The following is an 18,094-nucleotide window of genomic DNA, read 5'->3' on the forward strand; positions in this document are numbered from 1 at the left end:
CCGAAGGGGTCTGGATTTGTCAAATCAAGCACCTGGCCAGCGTGACTGGCTGGCCGTTGCGCGGGATGCCGTGGCAACGGCGATCTTTCCCCAGCAGTGCTTTGCCTGCGGCGCTGCCAGCGGGAGCGACGTGCTGTGCTCTGTCTGCCTTGCAGAGCTGCCCGGAAAGGGCGATGCGCGCTGTCCGGTGTGCGCCATCGGCCAGCCGCTGGGCGAAATCTGCGGCGCCTGCCTGCGCGAGGCGCCGCCCTTTGATGCGACCCGCGCGGTGCTCGATTACGGTTTTCCGGTGGATCGATTGATTCAGGCGCTCAAGTATGGCCATCGGCTCAGCACGTCGAGGTTGTTCGTCGACCTGATGGCGGCGGCGCCGGTTCCCGAGGCTGACATTGTTTTGCCGATGCCGCTCCACCCGGCGCGCCTCAGGGAGCGCGGCTTCAATCAGGCCGCCGAGCTGGCCCGTCCGCTGGCGCAGCGCTGGGGGTTGCCGGTGCTGCTGGATGGTGTGGTGCGCGATCTCGATACCTCGCCCCAGGCGAGCCTGCCCTGGAAGGCGCGGGTGGCGAACATCCGCGGCGCCTTCCGGGTGACCGCGCCGCTGGCGGGGAAGCGGGTGGTGGTGATTGATGATGTGATGACCACCGGCGCAACGCTGGCGGAGTTTGCCCGGGCGCTGAAGGCGGCGGGCGCCGAGCGGGTCGAGAACCGGGTGGTGGCGCGCACGCCTGCGCCGGCTTGATCGGGCGGGGACGGGCGTGCACAATCCGCGCCCATGTTCCATGTCGTCCTACATCAGCCGGAGATTCCTCCGAACACCGGCAACATCATGCGCATGTGTGCCAATTCGGGCGCGCGGCTGCACCTCGTCAAACCGCTGGGTTTCACGCTCGAAGAAAAGCAGCTGATCCGCGCCGGCCTGGATTACCGGGATATGGCGGTGGTGACGGTGCATGAAGACTGGCCGAGCTGCCGGGCCGGCTTCGAGGGGCAGCGCATCTTCGCGCTGACCTCCCATGGCGGGCGAAATTACGCGGAGGTGGCCTTCCAGCCGGGGGATGTGTTCGTCTTCGGGTCGGAATCCCGCGGCCTGCCGCCAGAGCTCCATGCGGAATTCGGCGACGAGCGCCGGCTGCGCATTCCGATGCAGCCGGGCAACCGCAGCCTCAATCTGTCGAATGCGGCTGCGGTGGTGGTCTATGAAGCCTGGCGCCAGTCGGGCTTTGCCGGCGGCGCCTAGGCTTATTCCTGCTTGGGATCGCGGGCGAGGAGCTGCTCGACCGCATCACGGGCCGACACGGTGCCGTTGAGCACGCCGTCGACGGCCAGCGTGATCGGCATGTCGACACCCAGCCGGCCGGCCAGGGCGGCGACTTCGTGGGTGGTGCTGACGCCTTCGGCCACATGGCCCAGGGCTGCGAGGATGTCTGGGAGCGTCTTGCCCTCGGCGAGCATCAGGCCGACGCGGCGGTTGCGCGACAGGTCGCCCGTGCAGGTAAGGACCAGATCGCCCAGGCCGGCGAGCCCCATGAAGGTGTCGCGACGGGCGCCGAGCTCGACACCCAGGCGGGTGATCTCGGCGAGGCCGCGGGTGATGAGCGCGGCGCGGGCATTGAGCCCGAAGCCCATGCCGTCGGCGACGCCGGCGGCGATCGCCATCACGTTCTTGACCGCGCCGCCCACTTCGGCGCCGACGAGGTCGTCGTTGGCGTAGAGGCGCAGCCGGTTGTTGTGCAGGGCTTGCACCCAATGGCGGGCAAAGCCGATGTCGCGGGCGGCGACGGTGACCGCCGCCGGCAGGCCTTTGGCGACTTCGGCGGCAAAGCTCGGGCCGGTGAGCACGCCGCAGGGCGCGTCTTCGCCGAGTTCTTCGGCGACGATCTGGTGCGGGAGCTTGGCCGTGCCGGCTTCAAGGCCCTTGCAGGCCCACAGCAGCGGGGTGCCCGGCGCCGCGGCGCGCAGGGCGCGGGCGGTGTCGCGCAGGCCGGCGAGGGGCGTGACGACGAGGTGCAGATCGGCCTTCGCGGCTTCGGGCAGGCTGTCGGTGAGCTCAAGCTCGGTCGGTATCGGAATGCCCGGCAGGTAGCGGCGGTTTTCTCCGTCGGCACGCAGCGCGGCGATCTCGGCGGATTCGCGGCTCCACAGCACGACCTGATGACCACGGGCGAAGGCGAGGGCGAGGGCGGTTCCCCACGCCCCTGCGCCAAAGACGGCGATGCGCATCGGCTTACAGACCCCAGACCTGGTTGATGCGGATGAATCCGCTGCTGCCATCGCGATGGCGGACGCCCACCCAGCCATCGGCGGGCGGCTTGTCGCCGAGCTCGAGGACTACGTCCTTCGCGGCCTCGAAGACCACGGAGGCGCCGGTGTCGGGCTTCTGGCGGATTTCGGCGCGGGCGGCGGTGATGATCACCGTGCGCTTGTCGGAAAGCTGGCGGCGTTCAAGCCATAGCAGACTGCCGGCGGGTTCGCGGACCTTCACCCAGCGGTCGATGTTCACGACCATCTCGACGGGCGTGTAGCGCTGGATCACGAACAGCGGCTTGCCTTGCTTGGACGGCGCATCGTAAAGGATGGCCGGCTCGGCGAGGGAGCGGAAATCCGAGGCGGCGCTCGCGCCTGCCGCCGCGAAGGCGAGCGACAGCGCGAGCAGCGCCGCAGTGGTGCGGCGGCGCATCGTCATTACTGGACCGGAACGTCGGTACCCGGGGCCTGCTGGCGGTTCTGCTGGAACAGGGCCTCGAAGTTGACCGGGGCGAGCAGCACGGGCTGGAAGCCGGCGCGGGTCACGGCATCGGAGACGGCCTCGCGGGCGTACGGGAAGAGGATGTTGGCGCAGCCGATCATCATGATCGGTTCCAGGTCTTCCTGGGGCACGTTGCGGATCTGGAAGATGCCGCACTGGGCGACTTCGACCAGGAAGACGGTTTTGTCTTCGGGCAGCTGGGCGGTCACGGTGACGGTCAGGGTGACTTCGAACACGCCTTCGTCGATGCCGTTGCCTTCGGTGCGCAGCTGGACGTTGATCTGGGGGGCTTCGCGCTCGAGGTAGATCTGCGGTGCGTTCGGCACCTCGAGGGACAGATCCTTGACGTAGAGCTTTTCGATGGAGAAGACGGGTTGGGCGTTTTCGGACATGGTGGTCTTTCCGGTTGAGAAATCAGGATTTCGTTGATCGGGTCAGGCGGCTTCGCCCTTGAGCAGGGCGTCGAGCTTGCCTTCGTGGTCGAGGGCGAAGAGGTCGTCGCAGCCGCCCACGTGGTAATCGCCGATGTAGATCTGCGGCACGGTGCGGCGGCCGGTGCGGGCCATCATCTCGTCACGGCGCTCCGGGTCGGTGTCGATGCGGACCTTCTCGATCTCGGTGACACCCTTGCGACGCAGCAGGCCTTCGGCGCGGACGCAGTAGGGGCAGACGGCGGTTGAGTACATCAGGATTTTGGGTTGCATGGTCACTTCTTCTTCTGACGGCTGATCGGCATGCCGGCTTGCACCCAGGCTTCGATGCCGCCTTCCAGGTTGTGTACGTTGGTGAAGCCGGCCTTGGTGAGGATCGCACAGGCGCTGGCCGAGCGACCGCCGCTCTGGCAGTTGAGGATAACAGGCTTGTCCTTGAATTTTTCGAGCTCGCCGATGCGCTTCTGGAGGTCGCCCAGGGGGATGTGGCGGGCGTTGAGCAGGTGGCCGGCGGTGAACTCGGCGGCTTCGCGCACGTCGACGACGAGGGCGTCTTCACGGTTGATGAGGGCGGTGGCCTGGGCGGGGCTGATGCCACGGCCGCCACGCAGCGAAGTGACGACGAGCATCACGCCGCTGACGGCAGCGAGCGCTGCCCAATACCAGTTTTGCTGGATGAATTCCACGAAACAAACTCCGGGGCTGAGGGAAAAGGGACGGGATATTACGAGTCTTCGCCGCAGAACACTTCACGCATCATGGCGATGAGCTGGAGCGTGCGTGGATCTCCCACGCGATAGAATACCCGGTTGGCATCCTTGCGGGTGAGCAGCACTTCCTTGTCGCGCAGGATGGCGAGGTGCTGGGAGATGTTGCTCTGGGAGGTGCCGACGGCATCCACGATGTCCTGGACACAGGCTTCCTCGCTGCCGATGACGCACAGGATCTTCAGGCGCAGGGGGTGAGCGATCGCTTTCAAGGCCCGGGCCGCGGTCTCGATGTGCTCCTGGTTGGCGATGAGTTCGGCGGTGGTTGTCTTCACGAACGATTCGGGTAGGCGCGAGTCAATATTATAAAATAGCATTTTTTGCACCACTGGTGCGGATGGCCCGGTCGGCCAGGGCCGGTGGGCGGCGGGCAGCAACGGTGGGAAGCGTTGATTCCGTCACGAAGCGTCTGTTCGGGCCGTGTGCAGATACGGGCGTTTGTGCCCGATTGGGCTGGCGGATTTCCGGTTTATACTTCCTGCCAATCATGGAATTCAGCCCGTTTACGGGCAGTACGGCCTGATCGAGACGGGCCAGGCGTTCAACGCCGCGACGGAGACTTTATGCGCAGCAAACTGCAACAAGCTGGTCTGGTGTTTACCGGGCTGTGTGCCGGGGTTCTGATCAGCCTCAACTTCTCGGCCAACGCGGACAAGTCGCCGCTGTCCCCGCTTCCGGTCGAAGAGCTGCGCAATCTGGCGGATGTCTTCAATGCCATCAAGCAGGGCTACGTCGAGCCGGTCGAAGACAAGAAGCTGATCACCTATGCGATCAGCGGGATGCTGTCCAACCTCGATCCCCATTCGGCCTATCTCGACGCCGAGGCCTTCAAGGAGCTTCAGGTTGGCACCCAGGGCGAATTCGGCGGGCTGGGCATCGAGGTTGGGTCGGAGGACGGTTACGTCAAGGTGATCTCCCCGATCGAGGATACGCCGGCCTTCCGCGCGGGCATCAAGGCGGGCGACCTGATCATCAAGCTCGACGAGACCTCGGTGAAGGGCATGGCCCTCAACGATGCGGTCAAGCGGATGCGTGGCAAACCCAAGACAAACATCGTGCTGACCATCATGCGCAAGGGCGAGGCCAAGCCGATCGTCGTGACGCTGGTGCGTGAAGTCATCAAGGTCCAGAGCGTCAAGTCGAAGGTCGTCGAGCCCGGTTATGGGTATGTGCGCGTGGTGCAGTTCCAGGAGCAGACCGCGGCGTCGCTGGCCCAGCATCTGGATCGGCTGGTCAAGCAGGGCGATCTGAAGGGCCTCGTGCTGGATCTGCGCAACGATCCGGGCGGGCTGCTGCATGGTGCAGTTGGCGTGTCGGCAGCCTTCCTGCCGCCGGGCGCGCTGGTGGTGTCCACCGACGGCCGGGCCGACGACGCCAAACGCAAGTACGTGGCTTCGCCGGAGGACTACCTGCGCGGCTCCCGTGACGACTTCATCCGCGGAATTCCCGCGTCGATCAAGACGGTGCCGATGGTGGTGCTGGTCAATGGCGGGTCGGCGTCGGCTTCCGAAATCGTTGCCGGCGCGCTGCAGGATCACAAGCGGGCGGTGGTGATGGGCACCCAGAGCTTCGGCAAGGGCTCGGTGCAGACGATCCTGCCCCTCAACAGCAACGCGGCGATCAAGCTGACCACGGCGCGCTACTTCACGCCGAATGGCCGCTCCATCCAGGCCAAGGGCATCGTGCCGGACATCATCGTCGAGGAAACGCCGGGCGGTTCGTCCCGCGAGCGTCTGCGCGAGGCGGATCTGGATCGCCACCTGGGCAACGGCAAGGAAGCCGACGTGAGCGCGCCGAAGCCGGTCGATCCTGCGCCCACGATGCCCAAGAAGGATCCGGCGTCGAAGGGCAAGGACAAGCCGAAGGATGCGGACGACGAGATGAAGCCACCCTTCGAGATCGCCGGCAAGGACGACTACCAGCTGGCCCAGGCGGTGAATTTGCTCAAGGGCCTGCAAATCCTCCAAAATAGCGCGAAATAATCCAGGAGCGAGGGGGCGATATGCGACGGGAGACTGCGTACAAGCTGGCCGGACGCAAGCATGATCATGCCTCGCATCACGCCGGCAGCGGGATCGCCAAGACGCGGGAGATCCGCTTCAAGGCCTTTCCCCCGGGGCAGGTTGTTCAGGCCCGTCGCTCGCTGGCAGCGTTGCGCGGCGTGCAGGTTGAAGAGGGTGGGGATGAGCTCAGTCTGCTCGTCCATTACAACGTGCTCGACTTCACCCTCCAGCTGCTCGACGAGGCGTTGATCGGCGCCGGCTTCCATCTCGACCGCTCGCTGCTCACCCGGCTTCATCGGGCGCTGATCTACTACGTCGAGGAGACCCAGGTGCACAACCTGCGGTCGCCCGAGCGGCTGATCAAGCAGTCCCACGAGGTGTACATCCAGGCGTACGCCCACCATCCCCACGGCGATCACGACGATACGCCGCCCGATCTGCGCGACTTCAAGTAACCGGAGGCTGCCTGCGGGCGGCCTGGGTTCACGCTTTAATTTCCATGAACGACGATCAGCTGCTGCGCTATTCGCGCCACATTCTGTTGCCCCAGATCGGTATCGAGGGGCAGGACGCCATCGTGGCTGCCCGCGTGCTGGTGGTCGGGGCTGGGGGCCTCGGTTCACCGGCCGCCATGTATCTCGCGGCGGCGGGGGTGGGCACCCTGGTGCTTGCTGACGGCGACACGGTCGATCTGACCAACCTGCAGCGCCAGATCCTGCACTCACAGGAGAGCGTCGGTCGGCTTAAGGTCGAGTCCGGCCGGGATTCCCTGGCGCGGCTCAATCCGGAGGTGCGCGTGGTGCCGGTGGCAAGCCGGCTCGAAGGCGCCGATCTGGACGCCGAGGTGGCTGCCGCCGATGTGGTGCTGGATTGTTCCGACAACTTTGCGACGCGCCACGCCATCAACCGGGCTTGTGTTGCCCATCGCAAACCGCTGGTCTCGGGCGCGGCGGTGCGCTTTGACGGTCAGGTGTCGGTGTTCGATCTGCGCAAGGACGAAAGCCCCTGCTACCACTGTCTCTTCCCCGAGGGCGAGGATGTGGAGGAGGTGCGCTGTGCGGTGATGGGGGTTTTTGCGCCGATCACCGGCATCGTCGGGGCGATCCAGGCGGCCGAGGCGCTCAAGCTGCTGGCGGGTTGCGGCGAGCCGATGGTCGGGCGTCTGCTGCTGCTCGACGCCCTCGGGGCGGACTGGCGGACGATCCGCCTCGGGCGGGATCCGGCCTGTCCGGTCTGCGGGTCACGCTGAGCGGGATTTCCCCGGGCCCGTAAGGGCCTTCCAGAACAGCACCAGCCCCAGCTTCTGTTGCGCCCAGAAGTTGTCGCGGGCGGCGATCTCTTCGGCGTTCCGCTCGTGGATGCCGGTGGGCGGCAAGCCTTTTTCGAGATACAGCGTGCCGAAAAGGATGTCCCAGATCGGCAGCAGGATCGCAAAGTTGCAGCCTTTCTGGAAGCGCGGATCGGCCGGCAGGTCGATGGCGTGGTGCCAGCGGTGGTAGCGCGGGCCGACAATCAGGTAATCGCCGATCGTGCCGAAATCCAGTCGGGTGTTGGTGTGCGAGAGGTTCTCCACCAGCCGCAGGGCGATCAGCAGGCCGATGAAGTGCCCGGGCGGCACACCGATCAGCAGCGACAGGCAGGCAAACCACACGCCGGCGATCACGTCGTCGAGCAGATGGTTGCGGGAGTCGGTCCAGAACGACATCTGCCGCTGCGAATGGTGGATGCCGTGCAGCGCCCACCACCAGCCAAAGGTGTGGGACAGGCGATGGCGCCAGTACTCGGCAAAGTCGAGGATCACCAGATAGATCACGAAGCTTGCCAGCGGCTTGGTGTCGAGGCCGGGCAGCCAGTCTTCGAGCTGGCGCGGGATGACGTCGTGAAAGCGCAACCAGCTCTCTAGCTCCATGAAAACCGGGGCGAGCAACACGAAGACCACCAGCGGGATCACGCCCATCCGGTTGAGCACCGAATAGATGATGTCCACCTTGACGGCGCGGCGTTCGGCCCATTTTTCGGCGGGCCACCAGGCTTCGAGGGGGCGCATCAGCAGGTAGGCGATGACCAGCTCGATGCAGCCCAGCAGGACGAATTCCACGCCCTCGAAACCCATTTCCACGTAGCTGGCGAGGCCCAGGGCAAACAGCACCGGCTGGACGAAGGTGTCGAACAGCCAGCCCTGGATCGTAATGAACAGGTCGGTCAGATGCTGCATCATTGGTTTGGAATGGTGGCGAAGCAGAAGCCGCGGTCCTTGAGCCCGGCGATCAGCGGATCGAGCATCGGGGCGAAAGGATCCTTGCGGGACCAGATGCCCAGGTGGGCCATCAGGATGTCGCCGTCGCGGATGTTGGCGAGGGCGCGCTTGAGCAGGGCTTCGTTGGGATAGACGTCGGACGGCAGCTCGTCGCCGAGGAAGCCGGCGGGCGCCCAGTGGACGTGACGGTAGCCGCAGGCTTCGGCGGCCTTGAGGGTGTTGGGCGTGGTGCGGCCGCCCGGGGCACGCCACAGGGCGTCGAGCTTGCGGCCGGTGAGTTCGGCGAAGCGGGTGTCCGGGGCCTTGAGTTCGGCGCAGATCTGCGCGGCGTCGAGGGTGGTCTGGCTGCCGTCCATCAGGTGGTAGCGCACCTTGCCGCCGGCTTCGTCCTTGCGGAACGAGCCGTGGCGCCAGGTGTGGCTGCCGAAGGCGTGGCCCTCGGCGACGCGGGCTTTCCAGAAATCGGCCCAGGTGGGATCGAGGGCCATGTCGCCGCGCAGGGTTTTCTCCTGGGCGACGAAGAACGTGGCCTTCACCCGGTGCTTTGCGAGGATGTTGGCGATGGCTTCGGCGTGGCGCATGTTGCCGGTGTCGAGGGTGAGGTAGACCGTTCCCCGGCAGGTGGCGTCAGCGGCCTGGGCGATGCCCGCTGCGGTGAGCAGCGGGGCGGCGAGGGCGAGCACGGCCGTGCGGAGCGGCATCACTGCCTCGGGGCGTGGCTGATGAAGGAGACGCCGTGGGGCGAGCGGCCGACCGGGATCGAGTAGGCGAGCTTCTTCTGCTCCAGATTCACGACCTGTACCTTGCGGGCGAAGCGGGCGGTGGCCCACAGCTCCTTGCCGTCGGCGCGGATTTCCATGTCGTCGGGGCCGCCGGGCACATCGTACTTTTCGACTTCGGTGAGGGTCTGCATGTCCACGAGGGAGATGCTGCCGTTCATCGAGCGGTTGGAGACGAACACATGACGGCCGTCGCCGCGGGCCAGGAAGTTGTGGGCGGCCTTGGCAGTGACGATCTTCTTGACTGTCTTGCGGGCACGCCAGTCGATCACTTCCACGTAGTCGGCGCCCATGCTGCCGACCAGCAGGTATTTGTCGTCCGGCGTCATGTGAATGCCGGCGGGCGTCGGGCCGACGGGTACCTTCCAGATGGGCTGCTGGGTCTTGAGGTCGATGGCGAGCACCTCGTTGGAATCCTGCAGGGTGATGAAGACGAACTGACTGGCCTTGTCGAAGGCCATGTGGGACGGCGTTTTTGCGGCGGGCACGCGGGCCACCAGCGAGTAGTCTGCCGCCCGGTACAGGTCGACCCGGTCAAGGCGCAGCGAGTTGGCGACGAACCACTTGTTGTCCGGCGAGAAACCGAGCTGATAGGGGTCGGAGATGTTCTTGATGCGCTTCTGTTCTTTGCCAGTTGCGGGATCGAAGAACACCAGTTCGTTCGAGACGGCACACGCGACGATCACCGAGCTGTCGTCAGGCGTGGCGATCAGATGGTGAGGTTCCTTGCAGGCCGGAGCGCGGCCGGTTTCCTTGTAGGTCCGGGTGTCGATGAAGCTGACGTTCTCGTCCACCGAATTGAGGACGATGGCAGTTTCAGCCTGGGCGGCGGAGATCGATAAAAGGGCGGAGGTGATGAGACCGGTCAGGAGGGGGAGCTTCATACGCTGGACGAATGACAAGGGAGTCCAGATTAACGGCCGCCGATGGCCGACGTTGACCCCCTCGGCGATCTATTTCAAACGTTTGCAATTCGCCGCTACAGGCGGCTCAGGCAGGCCTGGCAAGGATGCGCAGATCGGGGCCGATCTGGCGAATGTCATGAAAGACGAGCTGGCGCTTGTCCTGCAGGCTGGTGAGCGCCGGCAGGTTGAAGAGGCCCCGCGCGGCGTCGCCGACGAGGGACGGGGCGAGGTAGAGGACGAGTTCGTCCACGCAGCCTTCGCGCAGCAGCGAGCCGTTGAGCTTGAAGCCACTTTCGGCGAGCACCTCGTTGATGCCGCGCCGGCCGAGTTCGAGCATCAGCGCGTTGAGGTCGACCTTGCCGCCGTCGTTGGGCAGGATCACCACGTCCGCGCCCCGGCGTTGAAGGGCGGCGATGCGCTCGGGCTGATCGACGGCACCGGCGATGAGCACCTTGCCGCCATCGAGGAGCTTGGCGTTGAGCGGGGTTTCGAGGCGGGCGTCGACCACCACGCGCAGGGGCTGGCGTTCGGTGGGGATGGCGCGGACGGTGAGCTGCGGATCGTCGTCGCGGACGGTGCCGATGCCGGTGAGCACGGCGCACGAGCGGGCGCGCCAGCGATGGGCGTCGCGGCGGGCGTCGTCGCCGGTGATCCACTGGGATACGCCGTTGTCGAGGGCGGTCTTTCCATCCAGCGTGGCGGCAACCTTGAGGCGCAGCCACGGGCGGCCGCGGGTCATGCGCGACACGAAGCCGATGTTGAGCTCGCGGGCCTGGGCTTCCTGCACGCCGGACAGCGTCTCGATGCCTGCGTCGCGCAAACGGGCGAGGCCGCGGCCGGCGACCAGCGGGTTCGGGTCTTCCATCGCGGCCACGACGCGGGCGACGCCGGCCTTGACGAGAGCGTCGGCACAGGGCGGCGTGCGGCCGTGGTGGGAGCAGGGTTCGAGGGTGACGTAGGCGGTGGCGCCGCGGGCTGCCTCGCCGGCCATCGCCAGGGCATGGACTTCGGCGTGGGGCTCGCCGGCGCGCACATGCCAGCCCTCGCCGACGATCGCGCCGTCGCGCACGATGACGCAGCCGACACGGGGATTGGGCGTGGTGGTGAACAGGCCGCGCTCGGCCAGGACGAGGGCGCGGGCCATCCACCGGTAGTCGTCGGCGCTGGCGGTCATCGGCAGGGAATTACTGAGGGGTGTTGCGGGGGCGGCCGCGGGGTTTGGTGGTGACTTCGCGGATGACTTCCGAGAATTCGTCCACGTCCTCGAAGGCGCGATAAACGGAGGCGAAGCGGATGTAGGCGACCTTGTCGAGCTTCTTGAGCTCGCGCATGACGAGTTCGCCGATGCGTTCGGAAGCGATCTCGCGCTCGCCGGAGGAGAGCAGCTTGGCTTCGATGCGGTCGACGGCGGCTTCGACGCTTTCGGCGGTGACCGGCCGCTTGCGCAGCGCCAGCGTCAGGCTGCCGAGGAGCTTGTCGCGGCTGTATTCGGCGCGGCTGCCGTTCTTTTTGACGACCTGAGGCATCTTGAGATCGATGCGCTCGTAGGTTGTGAAGCGCTTGTCGCAGGAGAGGCACCTGCGGCGGCGCCGAACGATGTCACCGTCCTCGTTTTCACGGGTGTCGGTGACCTGGGTGTTGTCGGCGCCGCAGAAGGGGCAATGCATGGGCTTGCGCTAGCTGGCCGGGTGGCTGCTTACGCGCCGTACACCGGGAACTTGCGGCAAAGTTCGGCAACCTTGGCGCGCACGTTTTCGGTGGTGGCTTCGTCGTTGGGCTTGTCGAGCACGTCGGCGATGAGGTGGGCGATGCGCTCGGCCTCGATCTCGGTGAAGCCACGGGTGGTCATGGCCGGCGAGCCGATGCGGATGCCGGAGGTGACGAAGGGCTTCTGCGGATCGTTGGGGATCGAGTTCTTGTTGACAGTGATGTGGGCACGGCCCAGCGCGGCTTCGGCTTCCTTGCCGGTGATGTTCTTGGACTGCAGATCGACGAGGAACACGTGGCTTTCGGTACGACCGGAGACGATGCGCAGACCACGCTCTTCACCCAGCACGCGCGCCATCACGCGGGCGTTGGCGATGACTTGCTCCTGGTAGCGCTTGAAGCTGGGCTCGGCGGCTTCCTTGAAGGCGACGGCCTTGGCGGCGATGACGTGCATCAGCGGGCCACCCTGCAGGCCCGGGAAGATGGCGGAGTTGAGCGCCTTCTCGTGCTCGGCCTTCATCAGGATGATGCCGCCGCGGGGGCCGCGAAGGGTCTTGTGGGTGGTGGAGGTGACCACGTCGGCGTGGGGCACCGGGTTCGGGTAGTAACCGGCAGCGATGAGGCCGGCGTAGTGGGCCATGTCGACCCAGAAGATGGCGCCGATTTCCTTGGCGATCTTGGCGAAACGCTCGAAGTCGATGCGCAGGGCGTAGGCGGAGGCGCCGGCGATGATGATGCGCGGCTTGTGCTCGCGGGCCAGCGCTTCCATCTTGTCGTAGTCGATCTCTTCGTTCTTGTCGAGGCCGTAGGCGACGACGTTGAACCACTTGCCGGACATGTTGAGCGGCATGCCGTGGGTGAGGTGGCCGCCTTCGGCCAGGCTCATGCCCATGATGGTGTCGCCGGGCTTGGCGAAGGCCATCAGCACGGCCTGGTTGGCCTGGGAGCCGGAGTTGGGCTGGACGTTGGCCGCCTCGGCGCCGAACAGGGTCTTGAGACGGTCGATGGCGAGCTGCTCGGCCAGATCGACGAACTCACAGCCGCCGTAGTAGCGCTTGCCCGGATAACCTTCCGCGTACTTGTTGGTGAGCTGGGAGCCCTGGGCTTCCATGACAGCTGCACTGACGTAGTTTTCGGAGGCGATCAGTTCGATGTGATCTTCCTGACGGCGGTTTTCGGCCTCGATGGCCTGCCAGAGTTCAGGGTCGACCTTGGCAAGGGTATTTTGCTTGGAAAACATGGCTATCCAGGTGGGCTTGAGTCAAATTCGAATTTTAGCATGCCACTTTGGGCCGTGCAGAATGCAAGCGAGCCCGCAGGCCCTCGCGGGGCTGCGGGCTCGGGTCCGGCGGAGGCTTCAGACGTTGAAGTGACTGACCTTCGACTGGAGGTTGGCGGCCAGTTGTTCGAGCAGGGCGGCCTGTTCGTTGGTCTGGCGGGTGACCTGGTTGTTCTGGTCGGCCATGCGGGCGATGTCTTCCACACCGCGGGCCACTTCCTGGCTGGCGATGCTCTGCTCGCGGGTTGCGTCGGCGATGTCATTCACGGCGCTGGTGGTGCGGTCGCTCTCGTTGCGGATCGTCTCGAGCACGGCGCCGGAATCGGTGGCAAGGCGCACGCCGTCCCGCACCTCTTCGGTGACGCCGCGGATCATCGACACGACCCGTTCGGCCTCGGTCTGGACTTCGCTGACCGTGGAGCTGATTTCCCGGGTCGAGGTGGCCGTCCGTTCGGCGAGCTTGCGCACTTCGTCGGCAACCACCGCAAAGCCCCGGCCGCTCTCGCCGGCGCGGGCCGCCTCGATGGCGGCGTTGAGGGCGAGGAGGTTGGTCTGGTCGGCGATGTCATTGATGATCTTGCCGATGTTGGAGATTCGGGCCGAGCGTTCGGAGAGCAGATTGACCGCCACACCGGCGTTGTCGATCTCGGTAGAGATGCGGTCCATGCCGTGGATCATCTGGCGGACGGTGTCGCCACCGCTTTCGGCCTGTTGCTGGGCGCTCTGGGTGATGTTGCGCGCGGTGGCGGCGCTGTCCGAGACGTGGGTGATGCTGACCGAGAGTTCCTCGATGGCGGCGGCGAGGCTGGTGGCGGCTTCGTTCTGCGCGGTGGTGCTGCCCACGACGTTGTCGGAGCTGGCGCGGACGGATTCCGCCACCTCACGCACCGAGGCGCTGGCACGCTTCACTTCGCCAATCAGGGCGCCCACCTGACGGGTGGTGTTGTCGAGGGCGCTGCTCATGAGGTCGAGCTCGTTACTGCTGCCGGGTTCCACGCGGGGGAACTGGGCGGTCATGTTGCCTTTGCCCACTTCCTCCATTGTCTGCAGCAGGACGCGGATCGGCGAGAGTTGGCGGCGGGCGACGGCATAAAGGGCGATGGTCACGATCAGGGCGCCACCAATGCACAGTGCGACCAGGGTGTTGCGAAGGCTGCGTGCCTCTACGGTGAATTCGTCGATATAGCTGCCCGTGGCCATCAGCCAGCCCCAGGCAGGGATGGATTCCACGGCGGCCATTTTCCTTGCGGTGCGGCCGCTCTCGTCGGTCCAGTCATAGGTGGCGATGCCTTCCTTGCGGTTGACCAGTTCGCCCAGCACCTTTTCCAGCTGGGGGCTGTTGACCTCGCCGATCTTCTTGCCGGTGAGCGTGGGGTGATAGACGAACTCTGTCTTGGCCGGGTCGGCGTTGGGCGCCACGATGTACGCGTAGCCGGTGCTGCCGGATTTGATCTCGCTGAGGACCTTGAACAGGCGCTCCATGTCGCCGTGGATATCGATACGGGCGGCGAGGGCTGCGACAACCTGCCCCTTGTCGTTGGTGATGGGCTCGAGGGCCGAGATGTAATACAGGCCGTTGCGCCTGACGATGCCGGCGTAGGGCTTGCCCGCGAGCAGGGCCTGGACTTCCTTGCCGTCGGCAGGGAGGGCGGTGCCTTCAGTGCTCTTGCCGTCCTTGTCCTTGAGCAGGGTGGCGGCGCGGACGAAATCGTTGCCCGACCGCACGAGCAGGGCGGGGTCGGCGTCGACCTGCTTGCGCATCGACAGCAGCAGATCCGTGTTGCCGTTCAGCACCCGGTCGCCGGCGCGGATGACGGGGATCTCGTATTTTCCGGACTGGGTGGTTTCGGGGCCGACGCGCAGGGGGCCGAGGTTGTCCTTGACGCGTCCGAGGGCCTTGTTGGCTGCCGCGGAGGCGTTGGCGTGGGTCAGATCCAGCAGCCGCACCACATTGCGGACTTGCAGGGTCAGCTCCTCCTCTGTCTTTGTAAGGGCCGCGCGCTCTGAAAAATAGGTGGTAAAGCCGATCAGCACGGCGAACACAACAACGCTGACGAGCGCCGTTGCAATCGAAAGCTGGTGGACAACGGAAGCGCGCTTGATATTGAACATCCTTCAACTCCGGTCATTGAGGTCCATCCGTTGGACCCAACGTGCGTGTAATCGACCGGAATGAAGGAAACTTGAAAGCAGGCCGCCGGGGCGCTGCTTTCAAGGTCAGGCGTTGGGAAGTTCGTCGAGGGCCTGGTTGAGGTGCTGCTGCTGGGCCCAGGCGATGAGCGACCAGGCGGCGCCGTCCCAGCCGATCCAGTTGAGGGCAGCGTTGGGGATGGTGAAATCCCTAGGAGCGGTGAGCGGCTTGCCGGAGGCGAGGCGATGGACGATGTCGAGCACGCCGCCGTGGGTGACGATCAGCACCGTTCCGTCGGGGTGGCGGCGGGCGATGCCTTCGAGGGTTCCGTGGATGCGGGCTGCAAACTGCCGCAGGCTTTCGCCGCCTTCCGGAAAGGTGAATTCCGGATCGCGGGTTTCGAAGCGGTGGTAATCGTCGGGGAAGCGGGCCCGGGCTTCGTCGTAGGTGAGGGCCTGGAAGCTGCCATAGTGCCGCTCGCGCAGGGCGGCGTCGAAGGCCAGTTCGAGGCCGCAGCGCTCGGCGATGGCGGCGGCGGTCTGCCGGGCGCGGGTCAGGTCGGACGAGTAGGCCGCGTCGAAGCGCTCGGCAGCGAGGCTCGCCGCGGTGGCGCGGGCCTGAACGAGACCGGTGTCGTTGAGGGGAATGTCGGTGTGGCCCTGGAGCCGGCGTTCGGCGTTCCAGGCGGTTTCGCCGTGGCGGACGAGGCAGATTCGGGTTGCCATTGCTGCGATGCGGTAAAAAGCCGTGGGGAACGCAGTATCGCACGTGTTTTTAGGCTCTGGCGCTTCCCGGCGCTCACCGAAAAGGCGTTTTTTCGGGGCGGTGACCGAATATTTGTGCCGAAATCGCTTTTGGTAGGCGTAATCCCTTATTGCTGGCGGGTGGTTCTCGCCGATAATCCGGGCGCTGGAACCCTGGACGTTTCCGATATAAGAGACGGTCGTATAGTCAAATCAAAGGAGGTGCGGGACGTGCAAGCCCTGCTCAAACTATCGCGCGCGATCGATGCGCTGAACCAGCGGGTCGGAAAGGCTACGATCTGGCTGGTCCTGGTGGTGACGGTCATCAGCGCCCTGAATGCCGTAGTGCGCTACGCCTTCAACTACAGTTCGAACGGTCTGCTGGAAATCCAGTGGTACCTGTTCTCCGCCATCTTCCTGTTGTGTGCCGGCTACACCCTGATGCGTAACGAGCACGTGCGCATCGACGTGGTGTCCAGTCATTTCTCGCCGCGGGTCCATGCCTGGATCGACATCATCGGCACGCTGTTCTTCCTGGCGCCGATGGCCATCGCCGTGCTGTATCTCTCCTGGCCGATCTTCATCAATTCGTTCCTGAATAACGAATACTCGTCCAACGCCGGTGGCCTGATCGTGTGGCCGGTGCGTGGGCTCGTGCCGCTGGGCTTTGCGCTCCTGATCCTCCAGGGCATCTCCGAGCTCATTAAGCGGATTGCCTTCCTGAAGGGCCTGATCGGCGATCCCAACGCCAAGGCCGACGCGCCTTCGGCCGAGGAAGAACTGGCCCGGGCCATCAAGCAACAGCGTGGGGAGACCGCCTAAATGGAATTCATCGCTGCCAACATGGCGCCCCTGATGTTCGGGTCGCTGGTGATCTTTCTGCTGTTCGGCTATCCGGTGGCGTTTGCCCTGGCTGCCAACGGCGTTGTCTTCGGTCTGATCGGCATCGAGCTCGGCCTGCTCACGCCGGCGCTGTTCCAGGCGCTGCCTGACCGGATCTTCGGGGTGATGTCCAATGACACGCTGCTGGCGATCCCGTTCTTCACCTTCATGGGGTTGATCCTCGAGCGATCGGGGATGGCGGAGGATCTGCTCGATACCATCGGCCAGCTGTTCGGCCCGGTGCGCGGCGGCCTCGCCTTTGCAGTGATCTTCGTCGGCGCGATCCTCGCTGCGACCACCGGCGTGGTGGCGGCCTCGGTGATTTCGATGGGCCTCATCTCGCTGCCGATCATGATGCGTTACGGCTACGACCAGCGTCTGGCGACGGGCGTGATCGCGGCGTCGGGAACGCTGGCCCAGATCATCCCGCCGTCGCTGGTGCTGATCATCATGGCCGACCAGCTGGGTCGCTCGGTAGGTGACATGTACCAGGGTGCGATGATCCCGGGCCTGGTGCTGACCGGTCTGTACGTGGGTTACGTTGCACTGGTGGCGGTCTTCAAACCGGCGGCAGCCCCGGCGCTGCCGCTTGAGGCGCGCACGCTGCGCGGTGGCAAGCTGTTCCTGCGGGTGCTCACCACCCTTGTGCCGCCCCTGATGCTGATCTTCCTGGTGCTCGGCACGATCTTCCTCGGCATCGCGACGCCGACCGAAGGCGGCGCGATGGGTGCGGCTGGCGCGCTGGCGATGGCGGTCCTGCGAGGCCGGCTCAACGTGTCGCTGCTCAAGCAGGCGATGGAAACCACCGCCAAGCTGACCACCTTTGTGGTGTTCATCCTGGTGGGAGCGCGGGTCTTCTCGCTGACCTTCTACGGCGTGGAGGGCCACCTGTGGGTCGAGCACCTGCTCACCGCGCTGCCCGGCGGCCAGCTGGGCTTCCTGATCGTGGTGAACATCCTGATCTTCCTGCTGGCCTTCTTCCTCGACTTCTTCGAGCTGTCGTTCATCGTGGTGCCGCTGCTGGCGCCGGTGGCCGAGAAGCTGGGCATTGATCTGATCTGGTTTGGCGTGCTGCTGGGGGTGAACATGCAGACTTCGTTCATGCACCCGCCCTTCGGCTTTGCGCTGTTCTACCTGCGCTCGGTGGCGCCAGCCTCCATCAAGACGACCCAGATCTACTGGGGTGCGGTGCCCTTCGTGATCATCCAGATTATCATGGTCGCGATCATCATCACCTTCCCGCAGTTGGTGACCATGGGCCTCGACCAGCAGGAGAAGGTGGATACCGACTCGATCGAGATCGTGGTGCCGGAAGGCGACGCGCCGGAGGATTCGCCGGTTCAGTTTGATGCGCCGAAAGAAGGCGAGGGCAAGCCCGCCGCGGAAGGCGCCGAGGTTCCGCCGCCGGCCGAGGACGACGCGGCCAAAGCCCTCGAAAAAGCCCTGCAGCAGGACAAGAAGTAG

Annotated in this window: 21 protein-coding genes; 7 read left to right on the forward strand and 14 right to left on the reverse strand. The window is 65.4% G+C overall.

Annotation, left to right across the window (positions count from 1 at the left end; genetic code table 11):
* The first annotated feature begins 16 nt into the window (after window positions 1–16).
* Window positions 17–739, forward strand: coding sequence for a ComFC family protein (locus tag QQK25_RS00255; protein ID WP_284186216.1), 723 nt, complete (start codon window positions 17–19; stop codon window positions 737–739).
* 33 nt (window positions 740–772) lie between these two features.
* Window positions 773–1,237 (forward strand): tRNA (cytidine(34)-2'-O)-methyltransferase, encoded by a 465-nt coding sequence (locus QQK25_RS00260; protein ID WP_284186217.1) that lies wholly within the window; start codon window positions 773–775, stop codon window positions 1,235–1,237.
* Window positions 1,238–1,239: 2 nt separating this feature from the next.
* Here QQK25_RS00260 and QQK25_RS00265 read toward each other — a convergent pair whose 3' ends face one another.
* The 6 genes from QQK25_RS00265 to QQK25_RS00290 are packed head-to-tail and all read right to left on the reverse strand — an operon-like array spanning window position 1,240 to window position 4,219.
* On the reverse strand, window positions 1,240–2,220 hold the full coding sequence (locus QQK25_RS00265) for an NAD(P)H-dependent glycerol-3-phosphate dehydrogenase (RefSeq protein WP_284186218.1): 981 nt from the start codon (window positions 2,218–2,220) through the stop codon (window positions 1,240–1,242).
* Between the two features lie 4 nt (window positions 2,221–2,224).
* Window positions 2,225–2,683 (reverse strand): SH3 domain-containing protein, encoded by a 459-nt coding sequence (locus QQK25_RS00270; protein ID WP_306664075.1) that lies wholly within the window; start codon window positions 2,681–2,683, stop codon window positions 2,225–2,227.
* Window positions 2,683–3,138 carry a protein-export chaperone SecB gene (gene secB / locus QQK25_RS00275; protein ID WP_153161768.1) on the reverse strand — a complete coding sequence of 152 codons (456 nt, stop codon included), beginning with the start codon at window positions 3,136–3,138 and terminating at the stop codon, window positions 2,683–2,685. The genes QQK25_RS00270 and secB overlap by 1 nt, the downstream gene beginning before the upstream one ends.
* 42 nt (window positions 3,139–3,180) lie before the next feature.
* Complete coding sequence (gene grxC, locus QQK25_RS00280; RefSeq protein WP_284186219.1) at window positions 3,181–3,450, reverse strand: glutaredoxin 3; 270 nt, start codon at window positions 3,448–3,450, stop codon at window positions 3,181–3,183.
* Between the two features lie 2 nt (window positions 3,451–3,452).
* Window positions 3,453–3,863, reverse strand: coding sequence for a rhodanese-like domain-containing protein (locus tag QQK25_RS00285; RefSeq protein WP_284186220.1), 411 nt, complete (start codon window positions 3,861–3,863; stop codon window positions 3,453–3,455).
* 38 nt (window positions 3,864–3,901) lie between these two features.
* Window positions 3,902–4,219, reverse strand: coding sequence for an ArsR/SmtB family transcription factor (locus QQK25_RS00290; RefSeq protein ID WP_153161766.1), 318 nt, complete (start codon window positions 4,217–4,219; stop codon window positions 3,902–3,904).
* Window positions 4,220–4,507: 288 nt separating this feature from the next.
* Between QQK25_RS00290 and QQK25_RS00295 the strand changes: the two genes are divergently transcribed.
* Genes QQK25_RS00295 through QQK25_RS00305 form a run of 3 tightly spaced genes read left to right on the forward strand, consistent with a single transcriptional unit; the run spans window position 4,508 to window position 7,196 of the window.
* Window positions 4,508–5,926 (forward strand): S41 family peptidase, encoded by a 1,419-nt coding sequence (locus QQK25_RS00295; protein WP_284186221.1) that lies wholly within the window; start codon window positions 4,508–4,510, stop codon window positions 5,924–5,926.
* A 20-nt stretch (window positions 5,927–5,946) separates the two neighbouring features.
* A complete protein-coding gene (locus QQK25_RS00300; RefSeq protein WP_153161764.1) occupies window positions 5,947–6,402 on the forward strand; it encodes a hypothetical protein in 456 nt (151 codons plus the stop codon).
* Window positions 6,403–6,446: 44 nt separating this feature from the next.
* Window positions 6,447–7,196 carry a HesA/MoeB/ThiF family protein gene (locus tag QQK25_RS00305; RefSeq protein ID WP_284186222.1) on the forward strand — a complete coding sequence of 250 codons (750 nt, stop codon included), beginning with the start codon at window positions 6,447–6,449 and terminating at the stop codon, window positions 7,194–7,196.
* Here QQK25_RS00305 and QQK25_RS00310 read toward each other — a convergent pair.
* From QQK25_RS00310 to QQK25_RS00345, 8 genes are all read right to left on the reverse strand, one after another.
* Window positions 7,188–8,165, reverse strand: coding sequence for a sterol desaturase family protein (locus tag QQK25_RS00310; protein ID WP_284186223.1), 978 nt, complete (start codon window positions 8,163–8,165; stop codon window positions 7,188–7,190). The two genes, QQK25_RS00305 and QQK25_RS00310, sit on opposite strands and share 9 nt — an antisense overlap.
* The gene (locus QQK25_RS00315) at window positions 8,162–8,905 is read right to left on the reverse strand and encodes a polysaccharide deacetylase family protein (RefSeq protein WP_284186224.1); all 744 of its coding nucleotides are present in this window, start codon (window positions 8,903–8,905) and stop codon (window positions 8,162–8,164) included. The genes QQK25_RS00310 and QQK25_RS00315 overlap by 4 nt, the downstream gene beginning before the upstream one ends.
* The gene (locus QQK25_RS00320; RefSeq protein WP_284186225.1) at window positions 8,905–9,867 is read right to left on the reverse strand and encodes a YVTN family beta-propeller repeat protein; all 963 of its coding nucleotides are present in this window, start codon (window positions 9,865–9,867) and stop codon (window positions 8,905–8,907) included. Before QQK25_RS00320 ends, QQK25_RS00315 begins: the two co-directional genes overlap by 1 nt.
* A gap of 106 nt (window positions 9,868–9,973) precedes the next feature.
* A complete protein-coding gene (ribD, locus tag QQK25_RS00325) occupies window positions 9,974–11,062 on the reverse strand; it encodes a bifunctional diaminohydroxyphosphoribosylaminopyrimidine deaminase/5-amino-6-(5-phosphoribosylamino)uracil reductase RibD (protein WP_284186226.1) in 1,089 nt (362 codons plus the stop codon).
* A 10-nt stretch (window positions 11,063–11,072) separates the two neighbouring features.
* Window positions 11,073–11,555 carry a transcriptional regulator NrdR gene (gene nrdR, locus QQK25_RS00330; protein ID WP_284186227.1) on the reverse strand — a complete coding sequence of 161 codons (483 nt, stop codon included), beginning with the start codon at window positions 11,553–11,555 and terminating at the stop codon, window positions 11,073–11,075.
* A 29-nt stretch (window positions 11,556–11,584) separates the two neighbouring features.
* A complete protein-coding gene (gene glyA / locus QQK25_RS00335) occupies window positions 11,585–12,835 on the reverse strand; it encodes a serine hydroxymethyltransferase (RefSeq protein WP_153161757.1) in 1,251 nt (416 codons plus the stop codon).
* A 117-nt stretch (window positions 12,836–12,952) separates the two neighbouring features.
* A complete protein-coding gene (locus QQK25_RS00340) occupies window positions 12,953–14,986 on the reverse strand; it encodes a methyl-accepting chemotaxis protein (RefSeq protein WP_284186228.1) in 2,034 nt (677 codons plus the stop codon).
* A 105-nt stretch (window positions 14,987–15,091) separates the two neighbouring features.
* Entirely contained in the window at window positions 15,092–15,730 is a 639-nt protein-coding gene (locus QQK25_RS00345) for a histidine phosphatase family protein (protein ID WP_284186229.1), read from the reverse strand.
* A 249-nt stretch (window positions 15,731–15,979) separates the two neighbouring features.
* Here QQK25_RS00345 and QQK25_RS00350 point away from each other — a divergent pair, with 249 nt between their 5' ends.
* Window positions 15,980–16,570: a TRAP transporter small permease subunit gene (locus QQK25_RS00350; RefSeq protein ID WP_284186230.1), complete on the forward strand. Its 591-nt coding sequence runs from the start codon at window positions 15,980–15,982 to the stop codon at window positions 16,568–16,570.
* A complete protein-coding gene (locus QQK25_RS00355; RefSeq protein ID WP_284186231.1) occupies window positions 16,571–18,094 on the forward strand; it encodes a TRAP transporter large permease in 1,524 nt (507 codons plus the stop codon).

The sequence above is a fragment of the Zoogloea oryzae genome, assembly GCF_030161255.1.
GTDB lineage: Bacteria > Pseudomonadota > Gammaproteobacteria > Burkholderiales > Rhodocyclaceae > Zoogloea > Zoogloea oryzae.